Origin of the sequence: Streptomyces sp. L-9-10 (assembly GCF_004151105.1) — a bacterium.
In the GTDB taxonomy this organism is placed as follows: domain Bacteria; phylum Actinomycetota; class Actinomycetes; order Streptomycetales; family Streptomycetaceae; genus Streptomyces.
This window is the reverse complement of the sequence record NZ_PHRF01000056.1, coordinates 1-15,113: the sequence shown is the minus strand read 5'-3', so window position 1 is coordinate 15,113 and position 15,113 is coordinate 1. Positions and strand designations below refer to the sequence as shown.

The 15,113-nt window shown below is 71.1% G+C and carries 13 protein-coding genes; 9 read left to right on the top strand and 4 right to left on the bottom strand.

Annotated elements, in window-relative coordinates:
* Positions 1-87 precede the first annotated feature (87 nt).
* On the bottom strand, positions 88-1,047 hold the full coding sequence (meaB, locus tag CU044_RS15300; RefSeq protein WP_129769185.1) for a methylmalonyl Co-A mutase-associated GTPase MeaB: 960 nt from the start codon (positions 1,045-1,047) through the stop codon (positions 88-90).
* A gap of 66 nt (positions 1,048-1,113) precedes the next feature.
* On the bottom strand, positions 1,114-2,313 hold the full coding sequence (locus tag CU044_RS15295; RefSeq protein WP_129769132.1) for an acetyl-CoA C-acetyltransferase: 1,200 nt from the start codon (positions 2,311-2,313) through the stop codon (positions 1,114-1,116).
* A 145-nt stretch (positions 2,314-2,458) separates the two neighbouring features.
* Here CU044_RS15295 and mce point away from each other — a divergent pair, with 145 nt between their 5' ends.
* The 7 genes from mce (at position 2,459) to CU044_RS15260 (ending at position 12,069) form a co-directional block, all read left to right on the top strand.
* Positions 2,459-2,887: a methylmalonyl-CoA epimerase gene (mce, locus tag CU044_RS15290; protein ID WP_030351962.1), complete on the top strand. Its 429-nt coding sequence runs from the start codon at positions 2,459-2,461 to the stop codon at positions 2,885-2,887.
* A 159-nt stretch (positions 2,888-3,046) separates the two neighbouring features.
* Complete coding sequence (scy, locus tag CU044_RS15285) at positions 3,047-6,766, top strand: polarized growth protein Scy (RefSeq protein WP_129769131.1); 3,720 nt, start codon at positions 3,047-3,049, stop codon at positions 6,764-6,766.
* 152 nt (positions 6,767-6,918) lie between these two features.
* A complete protein-coding gene (locus tag CU044_RS15280) occupies positions 6,919-7,857 on the top strand; it encodes a cellulose-binding protein (RefSeq protein WP_030351964.1) in 939 nt (312 codons plus the stop codon).
* 122 nt (positions 7,858-7,979) lie between these two features.
* Entirely contained in the window at positions 7,980-8,984 is a 1,005-nt protein-coding gene (locus tag CU044_RS15275) for an ATP-binding cassette domain-containing protein (RefSeq protein ID WP_129769130.1), read from the top strand.
* A gap of 1 nt (position 8,985) precedes the next feature.
* Complete coding sequence (locus CU044_RS15270) at positions 8,986-9,765, top strand: ABC transporter permease subunit (protein WP_129769129.1); 780 nt, start codon at positions 8,986-8,988, stop codon at positions 9,763-9,765.
* A 211-nt stretch (positions 9,766-9,976) separates the two neighbouring features.
* The gene (locus CU044_RS15265; protein ID WP_129769128.1) at positions 9,977-11,185 is read left to right on the top strand and encodes an ABC transporter ATP-binding protein; all 1,209 of its coding nucleotides are present in this window, start codon (positions 9,977-9,979) and stop codon (positions 11,183-11,185) included.
* Positions 11,182-12,069: an ABC transporter permease subunit gene (locus CU044_RS15260; RefSeq protein WP_129769127.1), complete on the top strand. Its 888-nt coding sequence runs from the start codon at positions 11,182-11,184 to the stop codon at positions 12,067-12,069. Before CU044_RS15265 ends, CU044_RS15260 begins: the two co-directional genes overlap by 4 nt.
* 31 nt (positions 12,070-12,100) lie before the next feature.
* On the opposite strand, the gene CU044_RS15255 is transcribed toward CU044_RS15260, so the two are convergent.
* Positions 12,101-12,430, bottom strand: a complete 330-nt coding sequence (locus CU044_RS15255; protein ID WP_129769126.1) for an ATP/GTP-binding protein — start codon at positions 12,428-12,430, stop codon at positions 12,101-12,103.
* Between the two features lie 211 nt (positions 12,431-12,641).
* Here CU044_RS15255 and CU044_RS15250 point away from each other — a divergent pair, with 211 nt between their 5' ends.
* Complete coding sequence (locus CU044_RS15250; RefSeq protein ID WP_129769125.1) at positions 12,642-13,670, top strand: LLM class flavin-dependent oxidoreductase; 1,029 nt, start codon at positions 12,642-12,644, stop codon at positions 13,668-13,670.
* Positions 13,671-13,725: 55 nt separating this feature from the next.
* Here the strand turns inward: CU044_RS15250 and CU044_RS15245 are convergent, their stop codons facing one another.
* Positions 13,726-14,118 (bottom strand): SCO5389 family protein, encoded by a 393-nt coding sequence (locus tag CU044_RS15245; protein ID WP_129769124.1) that lies wholly within the window; start codon positions 14,116-14,118, stop codon positions 13,726-13,728.
* 212 nt (positions 14,119-14,330) lie between these two features.
* Between CU044_RS15245 and nucS the strand changes: the two genes are divergently transcribed.
* Entirely contained in the window at positions 14,331-15,002 is a 672-nt protein-coding gene (gene nucS, locus CU044_RS15240; protein ID WP_193563976.1) for an endonuclease NucS, read from the top strand.
* The last annotated feature ends 111 nt before the right edge of the window (positions 15,003-15,113 follow it).

Below are 15,113 nucleotides of genomic sequence, written 5' to 3'. Positions count from 1 at the left end.
CCGCCCGGCCACCGCGGCCGGGCGGTTCGGTGCGTCAGGGCCGTACGTCAGCCCCGTACGTCGGGCCGATCAGTCGGGCCCGGTGCGTCAGGCCCCGTCCGTCAGGCCCGCCACCAGCTCGTCCGCCGCCGTGTACGGGTCCAGCTCCCCCGCCACGATCCGCTCCGCCAGCGCGCCGAGCCGCCGGTCCCCGTGCAGATCACCGATGCGCTCGCGGAGCGTGGTGACCGCGATGGTCTCCACCTCGCGGGCCGCGCGGCGGGCGCGGCGGAGAGCGAGGGCGTCGTGCTCCTCCAGCCAGGCGCGGTGCTTCTCCAGGGCCTCCACCACCTCGTCGATGCCCTCGCCCCGCGCGGCGACGGTCTTGACGATGGGCGGGCGCCAGTCGCCGGGCCCCCGCGATTCGCCGAGGCCCAGCATGTGGTTGAGCTCGCGGGCCGTCGCGTCGGCGCCGTCACGGTCCGCCTTGTTGACCACGTACACATCGCCGATCTCCAGGATCCCGGCCTTCGCCGCCTGGATGCCGTCGCCCATGCCCGGCGCGAGCAGCACCACCGAGGTGTCGGCCTGCGAGGCGATCTCGACCTCCGACTGGCCGACCCCGACGGTCTCCACCAGGATCACGTCGCACCCCGCCGCGTCCAGCACCCTGATCGCCTGCGGCGCGGCCCAGGCCAGTCCGCCGAGATGGCCGCGGGTGGCCATGGAGCGGATGTAGACACCGGGGTCGGAGGCGTGCTCGGACATCCGGACGCGGTCGCCGAGCAGCGCTCCGCCGGAGAAGGGGGACGAGGGGTCGACGGCCAGCACCGCGACCCGCTTGCCCGCCTTCCGGTACGCGGAGACCAGCGCGGAGGTCGAGGTCGACTTGCCGACACCGGGCGATCCGGTCACACCGATGACATACGCGTTGCCAGCGAGCGGTGCCAGCGCGGCCATCACCTCGCGCAGCTGCGGGGACGCCCCCTCGACCAGTGAGATCAGCCGGGCCACGGCCCGCGGCCGGCCCTCTCGCGCCTGAGCCACCAGCTCGGGGACGTCCTGCATCACAGCTCCGTTCCTTCGGTCCGTACCCGTACTCGCACCCGCACCGCTGCGTTCCCGCCCGGGTTCCTACCCGGCCACGCGCACGATCAGCGCGTCGCCCTGGCCGCCGCCACCGCACAGCGCCGCCACGCCGGTCCCGCCGCCGCGCCGCTTCAGCTCCAGCGCGAGATGGAGGACGAGCCGGGCGCCTGACATGCCGATCGGGTGCCCGAGGGCGATCGCGCCGCCGTTCACATTCACCTTTTCCGGGGAAACCCCGAGGTCCTTCATTGACTGCACCGCGACGGCCGCGAACGCCTCGTTGATCTCGATGAGGTCGAGGTCGTCGACGCCGATGCCCTCCTTCTTCAGGGCGTGCTGGATCGCGTTCGACGGCTGGGACTGGAGCGAGTTGTCCGGGCCCGCCACATTGCCGTGCGCGCCGATCTCCGCGATCCACTCAAGACCCAGCTCCAGGGCCTTGGCCTTGCTCATCACCACGACCGCCGCCGCGCCGTCGGAGATCTGCGAGGACGTGCCGGCCGTGATCGTGCCGTCCTTGGAGAACGCGGGCCGCAGTCTGGCCAGGGACTCCACGGTCGTCTCGGCGCGGATGCCCTCGTCCTGTGCGAAGAGCACCGGGTCGCCCTTGCGCTGCGGGATCTCGACGGGCGTGATCTCGGCCTCGAAGACACCGTTCTTCTGCGCCGCCGCGGCCCGCTGGTGCGAGAGCGCGCCGAACTCGTCCTGCGGGGCGCGCGCGATGCCCAGCCGGGTGTTGTGCTTCTCCGTCGAGGCGCCCATGGCGATGTCCTCGAACGAGTCGGTCAGTCCGTCGTACGCCATCGAGTCGAGCATCTCCATGGCGCCGTACTTGTAGCCCTCCCGGGACTTCGGGAGCAGGTGCGGGGCGTTGGTCATCGACTCCTGGCCGCCCGCGACCACCACCTCGAACTCACCGGCGCGGATCAGCTGGTCGGCCAGCGCGATCGCGTCGAGTCCGGAGAGACAGACCTTGTTGACGGTGAGCGCGGGGACGCTCATCGGGATTCCGCCCTTGACCGCGGCCTGGCGTGCCGGGATCTGCCCTGCCCCGGCCTGGAGTACCTGGCCCATGATCACGTACTGCACCTGGTCGCCGCTGATCCCGGCCCGGTCCAGTGCCGCCTTGATCGCGAAGCCGCCCAGCTCCGCACCGGAGAAGGACTTCAGCGAGCCCAGGAGCCGCCCCATGGGGGTGCGGGCGCCCGCGACGATCACAGATCTGTTGGTGTTCGTATCCGACATGAGACGCGATCCCCTTTGCGTACAGCTTGAGGAGTGAACGAGGGTTTACTTTCAATGTACTGAGCGGTTCTCCCACGGGTCACCAGGCAGCGCGTGTGATCGCGCGCACGTTGCGTAATCACCGCGGTGACGCTGCACTGTCTCCATGCTGACGCGAATCGACCACATCGGAATCGCCTGCTTCGACCTCGACAAGACCGTCGAGTTCTACCGGGCGACCTACGGCTTCGAGGTCTTCCACACCGAGGTCAACGAGGAGCAGGGCGTCCGGGAGGCCATGCTCAAGATCAACGAGACGTCCGACGGCGGGGCTTCGTACCTTCAGCTCCTCGAATCCATCCGGGAGGATTCGGCCGTCGGGAAATGGCTGGCGAAGAACGGCGAGGGCGTTCACCACATCGCGTTCGGTACGGCGGACGTCGACGGTGACGCCCAGTCGGTCCGTGACAAGGGCGTACGCGTTCTGTACGACGAGCCGCGCACCGGGTCCATGGGCTCCCGCATCACGTTCCTCCACCCCAAGGACTGCCACGGCGTACTCACAGAACTGGTCACCTCCCGCCCGGAGCACTGACCTTAAGGATTCCCGGCCCGGTAGAGTGGGGCGCTCCGGGCCGGGGCCGGGCCGGGGCCGCGCCCCTGCCGAAGATCTGTCACCATTCCCCGGGGGGCCGTTCGCCGCGAACGGTGCTCAATTGGGCAGTTGCGACCAGGGGACGGATGGGACCGCGCAGTGCGGGGCTACGAACGCCAGGAGAGCCACCGAGCTGACGACGACCACCTCTCGCGGTTCGAAGCCGAGATGGACCGGCTGAAGACCGCGCGGGAGAAGGCCGTCCAGCACGCCGAGGACCTCGGTTACCAGGTCGAGGTCTTGCGCGCCAAGCTCCACGAGGCACGCCGTACGCTGGCGACCCGTCCCTCGTCGTACGACAGCGGGGACCTCGGCTATCAGGCCGAACAGCACCTGCGGAACGCCCAGATGCAGGCGGAGCAGATGCGCGCGGACGCCGAGCGCGAGCTGCGGGACGCGCGCGCCCAGACGCAGCGCATCCTCCAGGAGCACGCCGAGCACCAGGCCAGGCTCCAGGCCGAGCTGCACGCCGAGGCCGTCCAGCGCAGGCAGCGGCTCGACCAGGAGCTGGCGGAGCGCCGGCAGACCGTCGAGTCGCATGTCAACGAGAACGTCGCCTGGGCCGAGCAGCTGCGTGCCCGTACCGAATCCCAGGCCAGGCGGCTGCTCGACGAGTCCCGCGCCGAGGCGGAGCAGTCCCTGGCCGCGGCCCGCGCGGAGGCCGCCCGGGTCACCGAGGAGGCGCGGCGGCGGCTGGGCGCGGAGTCCGAGACGGCCCGCTCGGAAGCCGAAGCGATCCTGCTGCGCGCTCGCAGGGACGCCGAGCGGCTGCTGAACGCCGCCTCCGCGCAGGCGCAGGAGGCCACCAGCCACGCCGAGCAGCTCCGTACGTCCACCACCGCCGAGGCCGACCAGGCCCGCCAGCAGGCCGCCGAGCTGGGCCGCGCGGCCGAGCAGCGGATGCAGGAGGCGCGGGAGCGGCTGCGCGAGGCCCGCGCCGAGGCGGAGAAGGTCGCCGCGGAGGCCAAGGAGGCCGCGGTCAAGCGGCTGGCCGCCGCCGAGTCGCAGAACGAGCAGCGCACGCGCACCGCCAAGTCGGAGATCGCGCGGCTGGTCGGCGAGGCGACACAGGAGGCCGAGGCGACCAAGGCCGAGGCCGAGCAGGCGCTCGCCGACGCCCGCGCGGAGGCCGAGAAACTGGTCGCGGAGGCCGCGGAGAAGGCCCGTACGGTCGCCGCCGAGGACACCGCGGCCCAGCTGGCCAAGGCGGCCCGTACCGCGGAAGAGGTGCTGACCAAGGCGTCCGACGACGCCAAGGCCACCACCAGGTCCGCGAGCGAGGAGGCCGAGCGGATCCGCCGCGAGGCCGAGGCCGAGGCGGACCGGCTGCGCGGCGAGGCCGCGGAACAGGCCGACCAGCTCAAGGGCGCGGCCAAGGACGACACCAAGGAGTACCGCGCCAAGACGGTCGAGCTCCAGGAGGAGGCGCGCAGGCTGCGCGGCGAGGCCGAGCAGCTGCGGGCCGAGGCGGTCGCGGAGGGCGAGCGGATCCGCGGCGAGGCGCGCCGCGAGGCCGTCCAGAAGATCGAAGAGGCGGCCAAGTCCGCCGAGGAACTGCTGACGAAGGCCAAGGCGGACGCCGACGAGGTGCGCTCGGGCGCCACCACCGAGAGCGAGCGGGTACGCACCGAAGCCATCGAGCGCGCCACGACGCTGCGCCGGCAGGCCGAGGAGACCCTGGAGCGCACCCGCGCCGAGGCCGACAGGCTGCGCGCGGAGGGCGAGGAGCAGGCCGAGGCCACCACGGCCGCCGCCGAGCAGGCCGCGGCCGAGCTGCGCGAGGAGACCGAGCGGGGCGTCGAGTCCCGTAAGGCCGAGGCGGCCGGCGAGCTGACGCGGCTCCACACGGAGGCGGAGCAGCGGCTGTCCTCCGCCGAGGAGGCGCTCACCGACGCCCGCGCCGAGAGCGAGCGGATCCGGCGGGAGGCCGGCGAGGAGACCGACCGGCTGCGCGCCGAGGCCGCGGAGCGGATCCGTACGCTCCAGGCGCAGGCCGAGCAGGAGGCGGAGCGGCTGCGTGACGAGGCCGCGGCCGACGCCTCGCAGTCGCGCGCCGAGGCGGAGACCGCGGCCGTACGGCTGCGCTCCGAGGCCGCCACGGAGGCCGAGCGGCTCAAGACCGAGGCACAGGAGAGCGCTGACCGGATCAGGACCGAGGCCGCCGCCGCCGCCGAGCGGGTCGGCACCGAGGCCGCCGAGGCGCTGGCCGCCGCGCAGGAGGAGGCGACCCGCCGCCGCCGCGAGGCCGAGGAGACGCTGACGGCCGCCCGCGCGGAGGCGGAGCAGGAGCGCGAGCGGGCCCGCGAGCAGAGCGAGGAGCTTCTCGCGTCGGCCCGTAACCGGGTCGAGGAGGCCCAGACCGAGGCGCAGCGGCTGGTCTCGGAGGCGGACTACCGCGCCACGGAACTGGTGGCCGCCGCCGAGCAGACCGCCCAGCAGGTACGGGATTCCGTCGCCGGTCTCCAGGACCAGGCCGAGCAGGAGATCACCGGGCTGCGGGCCGCCGCCGAGCACGCGGCGGAGCGGACGAGGACGGAGGCGCAGGAGGAGGCCGACCGGCTGCGCGCCGACGCGTACGCCGAGCGGGAGCGCGCCGCCGAGGACGCCAACCGGATCCGGCTGCGGGCCCAGGAGGAGGCGGACGCCGCGCAGGCGCTCGCCGAGCGCACGGTCGGCGAGGCGATCGCGGAGGCGGAGCGGCTGCGTTCGGACACCGCCGAGTACGCGCAGCGGGTACGGACCGAGGCGTCGGACTCGCTCGCCTCGGCGGAGCAGGACGCGGCCCGTGCCCGTGCCGAGGCCCGCGAGGACGCCAACCGGATCCGCGGCGACGCCGCCGGCCAGGCCGACCGGCTCATCGGGGAGGCCACGAGCGAGGCCGAGCGGATGCGCGCGGAGGCCGCCGAGACGGTGGGCGCCGCGCAGCAGGCCGCCGAGCGGCTGCGGATCGACGCCGAGCAGTTCAAGCGGGAGACCGAGGCCGACGCGGAACGGCTCAGGAGCGAGGCCCAGGAGGAGACGGACTGGCTCCTGGACGAGGCGCGCAAGGACGCGGCCAAGCGCCGCTCGGACGCCGCCGAACAGGCCGACCAGCTCATCAACAAGGCCCAGGAAGAGGCGCTTCGGGCCGCCACCGAGGCCGAGACGCAGGCCGATAGGATGGTGGGGGCCGCCCGCACGGAGGCGGGCCGTATCACCGCGGACGCCACCGTCGAGGGCAACTCCCTGGTGGAGAGGGCCCGTACGGACGCGGACGAGCTGCTCGTCGGCGCGCGCAGGGACGCGACGGCCGGCCGGGAACGGGCCGAGGAGCTGCGCGTGCGCGTCGAGGCCGAGATCGAGCAACTGCACGAGCGGGCCAGGCGCGAGACGTCCGAGCAGCTGAGAACCGCGGGCGAGCGCGTCGACAACCTGATGAAGGCGGCCAACGAGCAGCGCGCGGAGGCCGAGGCGAAGGCCAAGGAGCTGGTGGCCGAGGCCGGTTCGGAGGCGAGCAAGGTCCGTATCGCCGCCGTGAAGAAGGCCGAGGGGCTGCTCAAGGAAGCCGAGCTGAAGAAGGCCGAACTCGTCAGGGAGGCCGAGAAGTTGCGTGCGGACGCCGCCCAACAGGCCAAACAGACCGTCGACGAGGGCAAACGCGAACTCGACGTACTGGTCCGCAGACGGGAGGACATCCAGGCCGAGATCTCCCGCGTTCAGGACGTACTCGAAGCGTTGGAGTCGTTCGAGGCACCTGCCGTGCCCGCGAAGGACAACCCCGTCAAGGCGGGTGCGGCGGCGGGTACCACCCGTTCGAGTGGAAAATCTTCCGATAGCTAGTGCCGCGACGCGGCCGACATGGCCGGGAGAGGCACTTGCCACTCAAAAGGCTGGACATTCTCCATATCAAACCTGCATCGGCTCGATGACACGCCGCTTCGGCCCCTAGGATTCCCTCTATCACCTCACCGGTCTCATTCGACAGGAACCCCATGAGCGACACTTCCTCCCCATTCGGCTTCGAGCTCGTGCGGCGTGGTTACGACCGCGGTCAGGTGGACGACCGCATTACCAAACTCGTCGCCGACCGTGACAGTGCTCTGGCCCGCATCACCTCTCTGGAAAAGCGCATCGAGGAGCTGCACCTCGAAACGCAGAACGCCCAGGCCCAGGTCAGCGACGCGGAGCCGTCGTACGCCGGCCTCGGCGCCCGCGTCGAGAAGATCCTCCGCCTCGCCGAGGAGGAGGCGAAGGACCTGCGCGAGGAGGCCCGCCGCGCGGCCGAGCAGCACCGTGAGCTGGCCGAGTCGGCGGCGCAGCAGGTGCGCAACGACGCCGAGTCGTTCGCCTCGGAGCGCAAGGCCAAGGCCGAGGACGAGGGCGTCCGTATCGTCGAGAAGGCGAAGGGTGACGCCGCCACGCTGCGCTCGGAGGCGCAGAAGGACGCGCAGTCCAAGCGTGAGGAGGCCGACGCGCTGTTCGAGGAGACCCGCGCCAAGGCCGCCCAGGCCGCCGCGGACTTCGAGACGAACCTCGCCAAGCGGCGTGAGCAGTCGGAGCGCGATCTGGCGTCGCGTCAGGCGAAGGCCGAGAAGCGTCTGGCCGAGATCGAGCACCGCGCCGAGCAGCTGCGTCTGGAGGCCGAGAAGCTGCGTACGGACGCGGAGCGCCGGGCCCGTCAGACCGTCGAGACGGCCCAGCGTCAGTCCGAGGACATCGTGGCGGACGCGAACGCCAAGGCCGACCGGATCCGCAGCGAGTCGGAGCGCGAGCTGGCGGCGCTCACCAACCGCCGCGACTCGATCAACGCCCAGCTGACCAACGTCCGCGAGATGCTGGCCACGCTGACCGGTGCCGCGGTGGCCGCCGCCGGCACCCCGGCCGACGACGAGCCGATCTCGCGCGGCGTCCCGGCCCAGCAGTCCCGCTGACCCACGGCGGCCGTCCGGCCGGGAAGGTTCTTCCGGCCGGACGACGATCGTGATCAGTACGCACGCGAGGCCCCTCGCCACTCCGGTGGCGGGGGGCTTTGTGCCGTCCTAGGTTGGTCCGCATGATCGAGGTCCACGGGCTCACCAAACGCTTCGGCCGCACGGTGGCGGTCGATCGGCTCTCCTTCCGGGTGAGACCGGGGGTGGTGACGGGCTTTCTGGGCCCCAACGGCGCGGGCAAGTCGACCACGATGCGGATGATGCTCGATCTGGACAATCCGACCGGCGGTTCGGTACGGATCGACGGCAGGCGCTACCGCGAGCTGGCCGAGCCGCTCAAGCACATCGGGGCGCTGCTGGAGGCCAGGGCCATGCACGGCGGGCGCACCGCGTACAACAATCTTCTCTGTCTGGCGCAGAGCAATCGCATCCCGGCGAGCCGGGTGAGCGAGGTGCTGGACATGGTCGGACTGAGCGCCGTCGCGAAGAGGAAGCCGAAAGGTTTCTCTCTCGGAATGGGGCAGCGGCTCGGGATCGCCGCGGCGCTTCTGGGCGATCCCGAGATCCTGATGTTCGACGAACCGGGGAATGGTCTGGACCCCGAAGGCATCCACTGGGTACGCAATCTGATGAAGGCTCTGGCCCGCGAGGGACGCACGGTCTTCGTTTCCAGTCATCTGATGAGCGAAATGGCGCTGACCGCCGACCATTTGATCGTGATCGGCCAGGGCCGGCTGCTGGCGGACACCTCGATGGCCGACTTCATCCGGGAGAACTCCCGCGGTGACACGCGGCTGCGTTCGCCGGAGCGCGCGCGGCTCGAAGACATCCTGCGCGACGGGGGGTTCACCGTCGTCGAGGCGGAGGGCGACGTACTGGAGGTCGACGGGGCGTCCACCGAGGAGCTGGGGGAACTGGCCGCGCGGCACGGGATCGTGCTGCACGAGCTGAGTTCCCGGCGCGCCTCGCTCGAAGAGGCGTTCATGCGGATGACGGCGGAGTCGGTGGAGTATCACGCCCGCGCGGAACCGCGGTGGGGCGAGGACCGCCGAGGCGTCGACCCGCAACGCGAGGACCGGCGGGGCGAGGACCCGCGAGGCGAGGACCGGCGGGGCGAGGGGGTCTGACATGGCATCGGTGCCGGCGGTCCTCCGGTCCGAGTGGACCAAGATCCGTACGGTCTCCTCCACCACCTGGACGCTGATCAGCGCCCTGGTGGTGACCGTCGCCCTGGGAGCCGCGCTGTCCGCGGTGCTGAACTCCCAGTTCGGTGATCTCTCCCTGGAGGAGCGGGCCACCTTCGACCCGACGTACACCAGCTTCTCGGGAATGGTTCTCGGCCAGCTCGCGATGGTGGTCTTCGGGGTGCTGGTGGTCGGCTCCGAGTACACCTCGGGCATGATCCGCACCTCACTGGCCGCCGTACCGCGACGCGGCACGTTCCTCTTCTGCAAGATCCTGGTGGCCGGGGTGCCGGCGCTGGCGGTCGCGGTGCTGACCGGGTTCCTGGCGTTCTTCGTGGGCCAGGCGCTGCTCGGCGCGCACGGTACGGCCATCGGCGAGCCGAACGTGCTGCGCGCGGTGATCGGCAGCGGGCTGTACATGACGCTGATCGCGCTCTTCTCGATGGGGGTCGCGGCGATGCTGCGCAGCTCCGTCCTCTCGCTCGGCATCCTGATGCCGTTCTTCTTCCTGGTCTCGCAGATCCTGGCGGCCGTTCCCGGCGCCAAGGAGGTCGCCCGGTACTTCCCCGACCAGGCCGGCCGCCAGATCACCCAGGTCGTCCCCAACGCGGTGAGCTCCAGTCCGGCCCCCTACGGGCCATGGGGCGGTCTCGGGATCATGGCCCTGTGGGTGCTGGCCGCGCTGGCGGGCGGCTACGCGGTCACGCGGAAGCGGGACGCGTAGGCTCATGGCGAGGGGATACGGCTCCCCACGGCGTTTCACAGCGGTTCGCGGCATTTCGCGGCACCTCGCACGAGGAATTCACCCGGCGACTCCCCGCCGTAACGACTTGGCTGGAACCGTCAAGGCACGGATATCCTCGTAACTCTTACGGGGGCTTTAGGTCAGGAACGGCCACTGCCCCGACGACCTGACCTGTCGATGGGGCTGGAGAATGATCGAGGCAGTCGGCCTGACGAAGCGCTACGGCGCCAAGACGGCCGTGTACAACCTTTCCTTCCAGGTACGGCCCGGATACGTCACCGGGTTCCTGGGCCCCAACGGTTCCGGCAAATCGACCACGATGCGGATGATCCTCGGGCTGGACCGGCCGACCGCCGGACAGGTACGGGTCGGCGGGCATCCCTTCCGGCAGCTGCCGAACGCACCGCGCCAGGTGGGCGCGCTGCTCGACGCCAAGGCGGTGCACGGCGGGCGCAGCGCGCGCAATCACCTGCTGTCGCTGGCCCAGCTCTCCGGGATCCCGGCCTCGCGGGTCGACGAGGTGCTCGGGGTCGTCGGCCTCCAGGACGTGGCCAAGAAGCGCTCCAAGGGCTTCTCGCTCGGTATGGGCCAGCGGCTCGGTATCGCGGCGGCGCTGCTCGGCGATCCCCAGGTGCTGCTGTTCGACGAGCCGGTGAACGGTCTCGACCCCGAGGGGATCCTCTGGGTCCGGAACCTGATGAAGCAGCTGGCCTCCGAGGGCCGTACCGTCTTCGTCTCGTCCCATCTGATGAGCGAGATGGCGGTGACCGCCGACCATCTGATCGTGATCGGGCGCGGCCAGCTGCTCGCCGATATGACGATCAAGGACTTCATCTCGGCCAACTCGGCGGACTTCGCGCGGGTGCGTACCCCGGAGACCGATCCGCAGCGGCGCGAGAAGCTGACCACGGCGCTCGCCGAGGCGGGCGGTCAGGTGCTCTCCGAGCCGGACGGGGCGCTGCGGGTCACAGGGCTGCCGCTGCCCCGGATCAGCGATCTGGCGTACGAGGCGGAGGTGCGGCTGTGGGAGCTCTCGCCGCACCAGGCCTCGCTGGAGGAGGCGTACATGCGGATGACCCAGAACGCTGTGGACTACCGTTCGACGGCCGACGCGCTGGCCGGCTTCGAGCCGCCCCACCAGCCCGGCTACGGGCCCCCGCAGGGCCCCGTGGCGCCCGTCGTCCCGGAGGTGCCGCAGCAGGGCTGGTACGCCCCGCCGCCGCCCGGAGCCAACCCGTACGCGGGCGCTCCCCCGGCCTCGGCCCCGACGGCCGCGCCGGCACCGGCGGCCCCGACACCGGCAGCCGCACCGGCACCGGCGGCCGCGCCGCCGGCCGCTCCCGCGACGGCCCCCGCCGCAGACATGACGAAGCGCGACAGCAACGAGGACGCCCGATGACGACCCCGTACCAGCAGCCTCCGCAGCCTCCTCAGTCCCAGGCGCCACAGCAGGCCCCGCAGTGGCAGGGCGACGGCCTCTCCTCCGGTTACACCTCGCCGATCCCGGCCCGCCGGGCCCATCTCGGCGACGCCCTGGCCTCCGAGTGGACCAAGCTCCGTTCCGTGCGGTCCACGATGTGGACCCTCGGCGTGATGATCGTGCTGATGCTGGGCGTCGGACTGCTCACAGCCCTGGTGGTCTCCAGCGTCTCCGGCGAGCCGGAGGTCCCGGGTGGCCAGGAGGTGCTCTCCCTCGGCTTCTTCGGTGTGCTGCTCGGCTCCATGTGCGTGATCACGCTGGGCGTGCTGACGATCACGTCGGAGTACGGCACAGGCATGATCCGTACGACCCTCACCGCCTGCCCGAGCCGGGGCAGGGTGCTGGCGGCGAAGTCGCTGGTCTTCTTCCTGCTGGTCTTCGTGATCTCACTGGTGATCACCATGACGGTGTCGGCGCTCCAGCTCTCGATCCTGGGCGCGGAGTCGCCCGCCGGTGCGGACTGGCTGCGGGCCACGGCCGGGGTCAGCCTCTACCTGGCGACGCTCGGGCTGCTCTCGCTGGCGGTCGGCACGCTGATCCGGCACTCCGCCGGGGCGATCACCGTCATGATCGGTGTGCTGCTGGTGCCGCTGGTGCTGGCGATGTTCATGTTCTCGGATTCGCTCACAGCGGTGCGCGAGGCGCTGTTCGACTACTCGGTCCCGAACCAGCTGTCGGCGTTCTACGAGAGCAGTGCTCGCGTCACCGGGCCCTCGGGCTGGGAGCCGCTGTGGATCCTGCTGGGCGTGACGGCGGTCGCGATGCTCGCGGCGTTCTTCTCGCTGGACAAGCGCGACGTCTGAGCCGTCCCGCGTCCCCGCTTCGGGGCGCCGCTCAGTACTTCGGCGCGTTACGGGACCGCTGCACCCGTGTGGTGCGGCGGTCCTTCGCGTTCCAGCACGCCTGGTGCCAGTGCCGCCGGTCATCGACCCCGCCGTACTCGGGCCAGGCCACCACGTGCGGCACCGCGCCGGGGATCTCCTGGTCGCAGCCGGGGCAGCGGTAGCGCTTGCCCGCGGCGCTCGCCCCGGCGACATGGCGCACCGACCAGCTCTCGCCCTGCCAGAGCTCCGACCGCTGGAAGCCTCCGTACCGGTCGCCCGCCTCGCCTGCTCGCTCGGTCGGGTTCTCGCCGCCTCGGGGGCGGTTGCGGCGCGGGGACACAGGACACCTCACGGGGCAGACAGCACGGTTCCGTTCCAGCCTACGGCCCACGACATGGGGTACACGTACCTCGCGGCGTGAGTCCGCCACGCGCGCGGAAGGCACTGACCGGACAATCGCAAGAATTTGCAGACCGGACCGTGCCTTTGGCACGTGTCAGGCGTTGTTGCCCGTAGGGGGAGTCGCGTCGGCCGCAAGGAGGCAGAAGGCGATGCGTGTTGGAGCTTTTGTACTGGCCGCCCAGTTCCCGGGCCAGGGACAAGGGGAGGCACTGCACCGTGCGGTGCGGACCACGGAGCTGGCGGAGGAATCCGGGCTCGACTCGGTCTGGCTCGCCGAGCACCATTTCGTGCCGTACGGCGTCTGTCCGTCGGCGGTGACCCTGGCCGGGGTGCTGCTCGGCCGGACCCGCCACATCCGGGTGGGTACGGCGGTCAGCGTGTTGCCGAACGTACATCCGGTGGCGCTCGGCGAGCAGGCGGCGCTGCTGCATCTCGTCTCCGGCGGCCGGTTCACGCTCGGCGTGGGGCGCGGCGGGCCCTGGGTCGATCTGGAGGTCTTCGGCACCGGCCTGCGGGCCTACGAGGAGGACTTCCCGGAGTCCCTCGCCCTGCTGCTGCGCTGGCTGCGCGAGCCGCGCGTGGGGGCATCGGGGGAACGCTTCAGCTTCCGCGAGGTCGCCGTCGTACCGCGCCCCGACGAACTGATCGAACCGAGCACGGGGCCCGAGACGCTCATGGCCTGCACCTCGCCCAGGAGCGTCGAACTGGCCGCCGCGCACGGCCTGCCGATGCTCCTCGGCATGCACTGCGGTGACGAGGAGAAGGCGGAGATGGTCGCCCTGTGGCGTACGCACGCACGCGCGGCGGGTCGTCCCGCTGACGAGATCGCCGGCGCCGCGCATGTATCGGCCGGGGTGGCGCAGATCGCCGACAGCCGCGCGGAGGCGAGCGAGACACTCGTCAAGGCCATGCCCGGCTGGCTGCGCCAGGGCCTCGGCGCCCATGTCACGGTCGACGACAGAATCCGGGCGATGCGCGACCCGGTGGAGTACACCGAACTGCTCTGCGACCTCCATCCGGTGGGCCCGCCCGAGCTGGCCGCGGACCGGCTGGCGGCCACCGCGGAGCGCACCGGCATCACCCGCTTCGCCCTGCTCATGGAGGGCTCGGGCGATCTGGCGACGACGGAGGAGAACGTACGGCGGCTGGGCGCGGACGTACTGCCCCAACTCGCCTGAGGGACGCTGCCGCTCCGACACCGTCGGACACGGTGCGGAGCGACAGCAAGAGGCGTCAGCAGTCCCGGAGTTCGGGTGACTGGTTGAGCAACTGAGCCCTCACCGAGGTGAATCGGGTCAGCCGCTCGTCGACCGAGGAGTCCAGCGGGAACACCGCGACGCGGTGGCAGTTCTGGAATGCGAGACGCACCCCGAAGTGACGCTGCAGCGCGCCGCGAATGGCATCACTCGCGAGTGCGCGCAGCAGCTGACCACGTGCTTGCTCGTCCGGCGGGGGCGTCTGGTTGTCGGCGAACTGTCCACCGTCCACCTTCAGCTGTGCCACCAGAGAACTGATCATCTCCCATGCGTAAGGCAGGGAGGTCCGGACGCAGTCGACGAAAGCCGCTTCGTCGACCTCGCCTCGCTCGGCCTGATCCAACAGCGCCGGTGAGACGTCGAGCGACATGGGTTCTCCTCTCGCGACCCCGGGAGGCGGGGTCTTACGGGCAGGGAAGGAGGGGACGACGACGCAGCGTGCACGACCGGCGACCTCCTGCATCCACGTTAGGCGCGCTGTCCGGACCACACCAGCAGAATGGGAACACAACCGGCCAATAACGAAGGGGGCTTCCGGGGCGAATCGCGCGCGGTGGCGGCAGTCGAGTAGCGTTGCCGACCATGCGTCTCGTCATTGCCCGCTGCTCCGTCGACTACGCGGGCCGGCTCACCGCCCACCTGCCCTCCGCACCCCGTCTCATCCTGGTCAAGGCCGACGGCAGTGTCTCGATCCACGCCGATGACCGGGCGTACAAACCCCTCAACTGGATGTCACCGCCCTGCACACTGAAGGAAGGCGCCGACGCGGACGCCGGCGTGTGGACCGTGGTGAACAAGGCGGGCGAGAAATTGATCATCACCATGGAGGAGGTCCTCCATGACTCCTCGCACGAACTGGGCGTTGATCCCGGCCTCATCAAAGACGGCGTGGAAGCACACCTCCAGGAGCTCCTCGCCGACCGGATCGAGACGCTCGGCGAGGGCTACACCCTGATCCGCCGCGAGTACCCGACGGCGATCGGCCCGGTGGACATCCTGTGCCGTGACGCGGACGGCGTGACGGTGGCGGTCGAGATCAAGCGCCGCGGCGAGATCGACGGCGTGGAACAACTGACGCGCTACCTGGAACTGCTGAACCGGGACCCTCATCTGGCGCCGGTACGGGGGGTGTTCGCGGCGCAGGAGATCAAACCGCAGGCGCGGGTGCTGGCGACGGACCGGGGCATTGGGTGTGTGGTGCTGGACTACAACGGCATGAGGGGCATCGAGGACGACAAGCTGCGCCTGTTCTGACGGATCGCCTCCGGCGGGGGGGTGCCCCTATGGGTTTCGTCAACCCGTGGGGGCGGGTTGGGGTTCGTAGAAGGTGCCGTCTCGGAGCATGGCGAAGAGGACGTCTGCTCG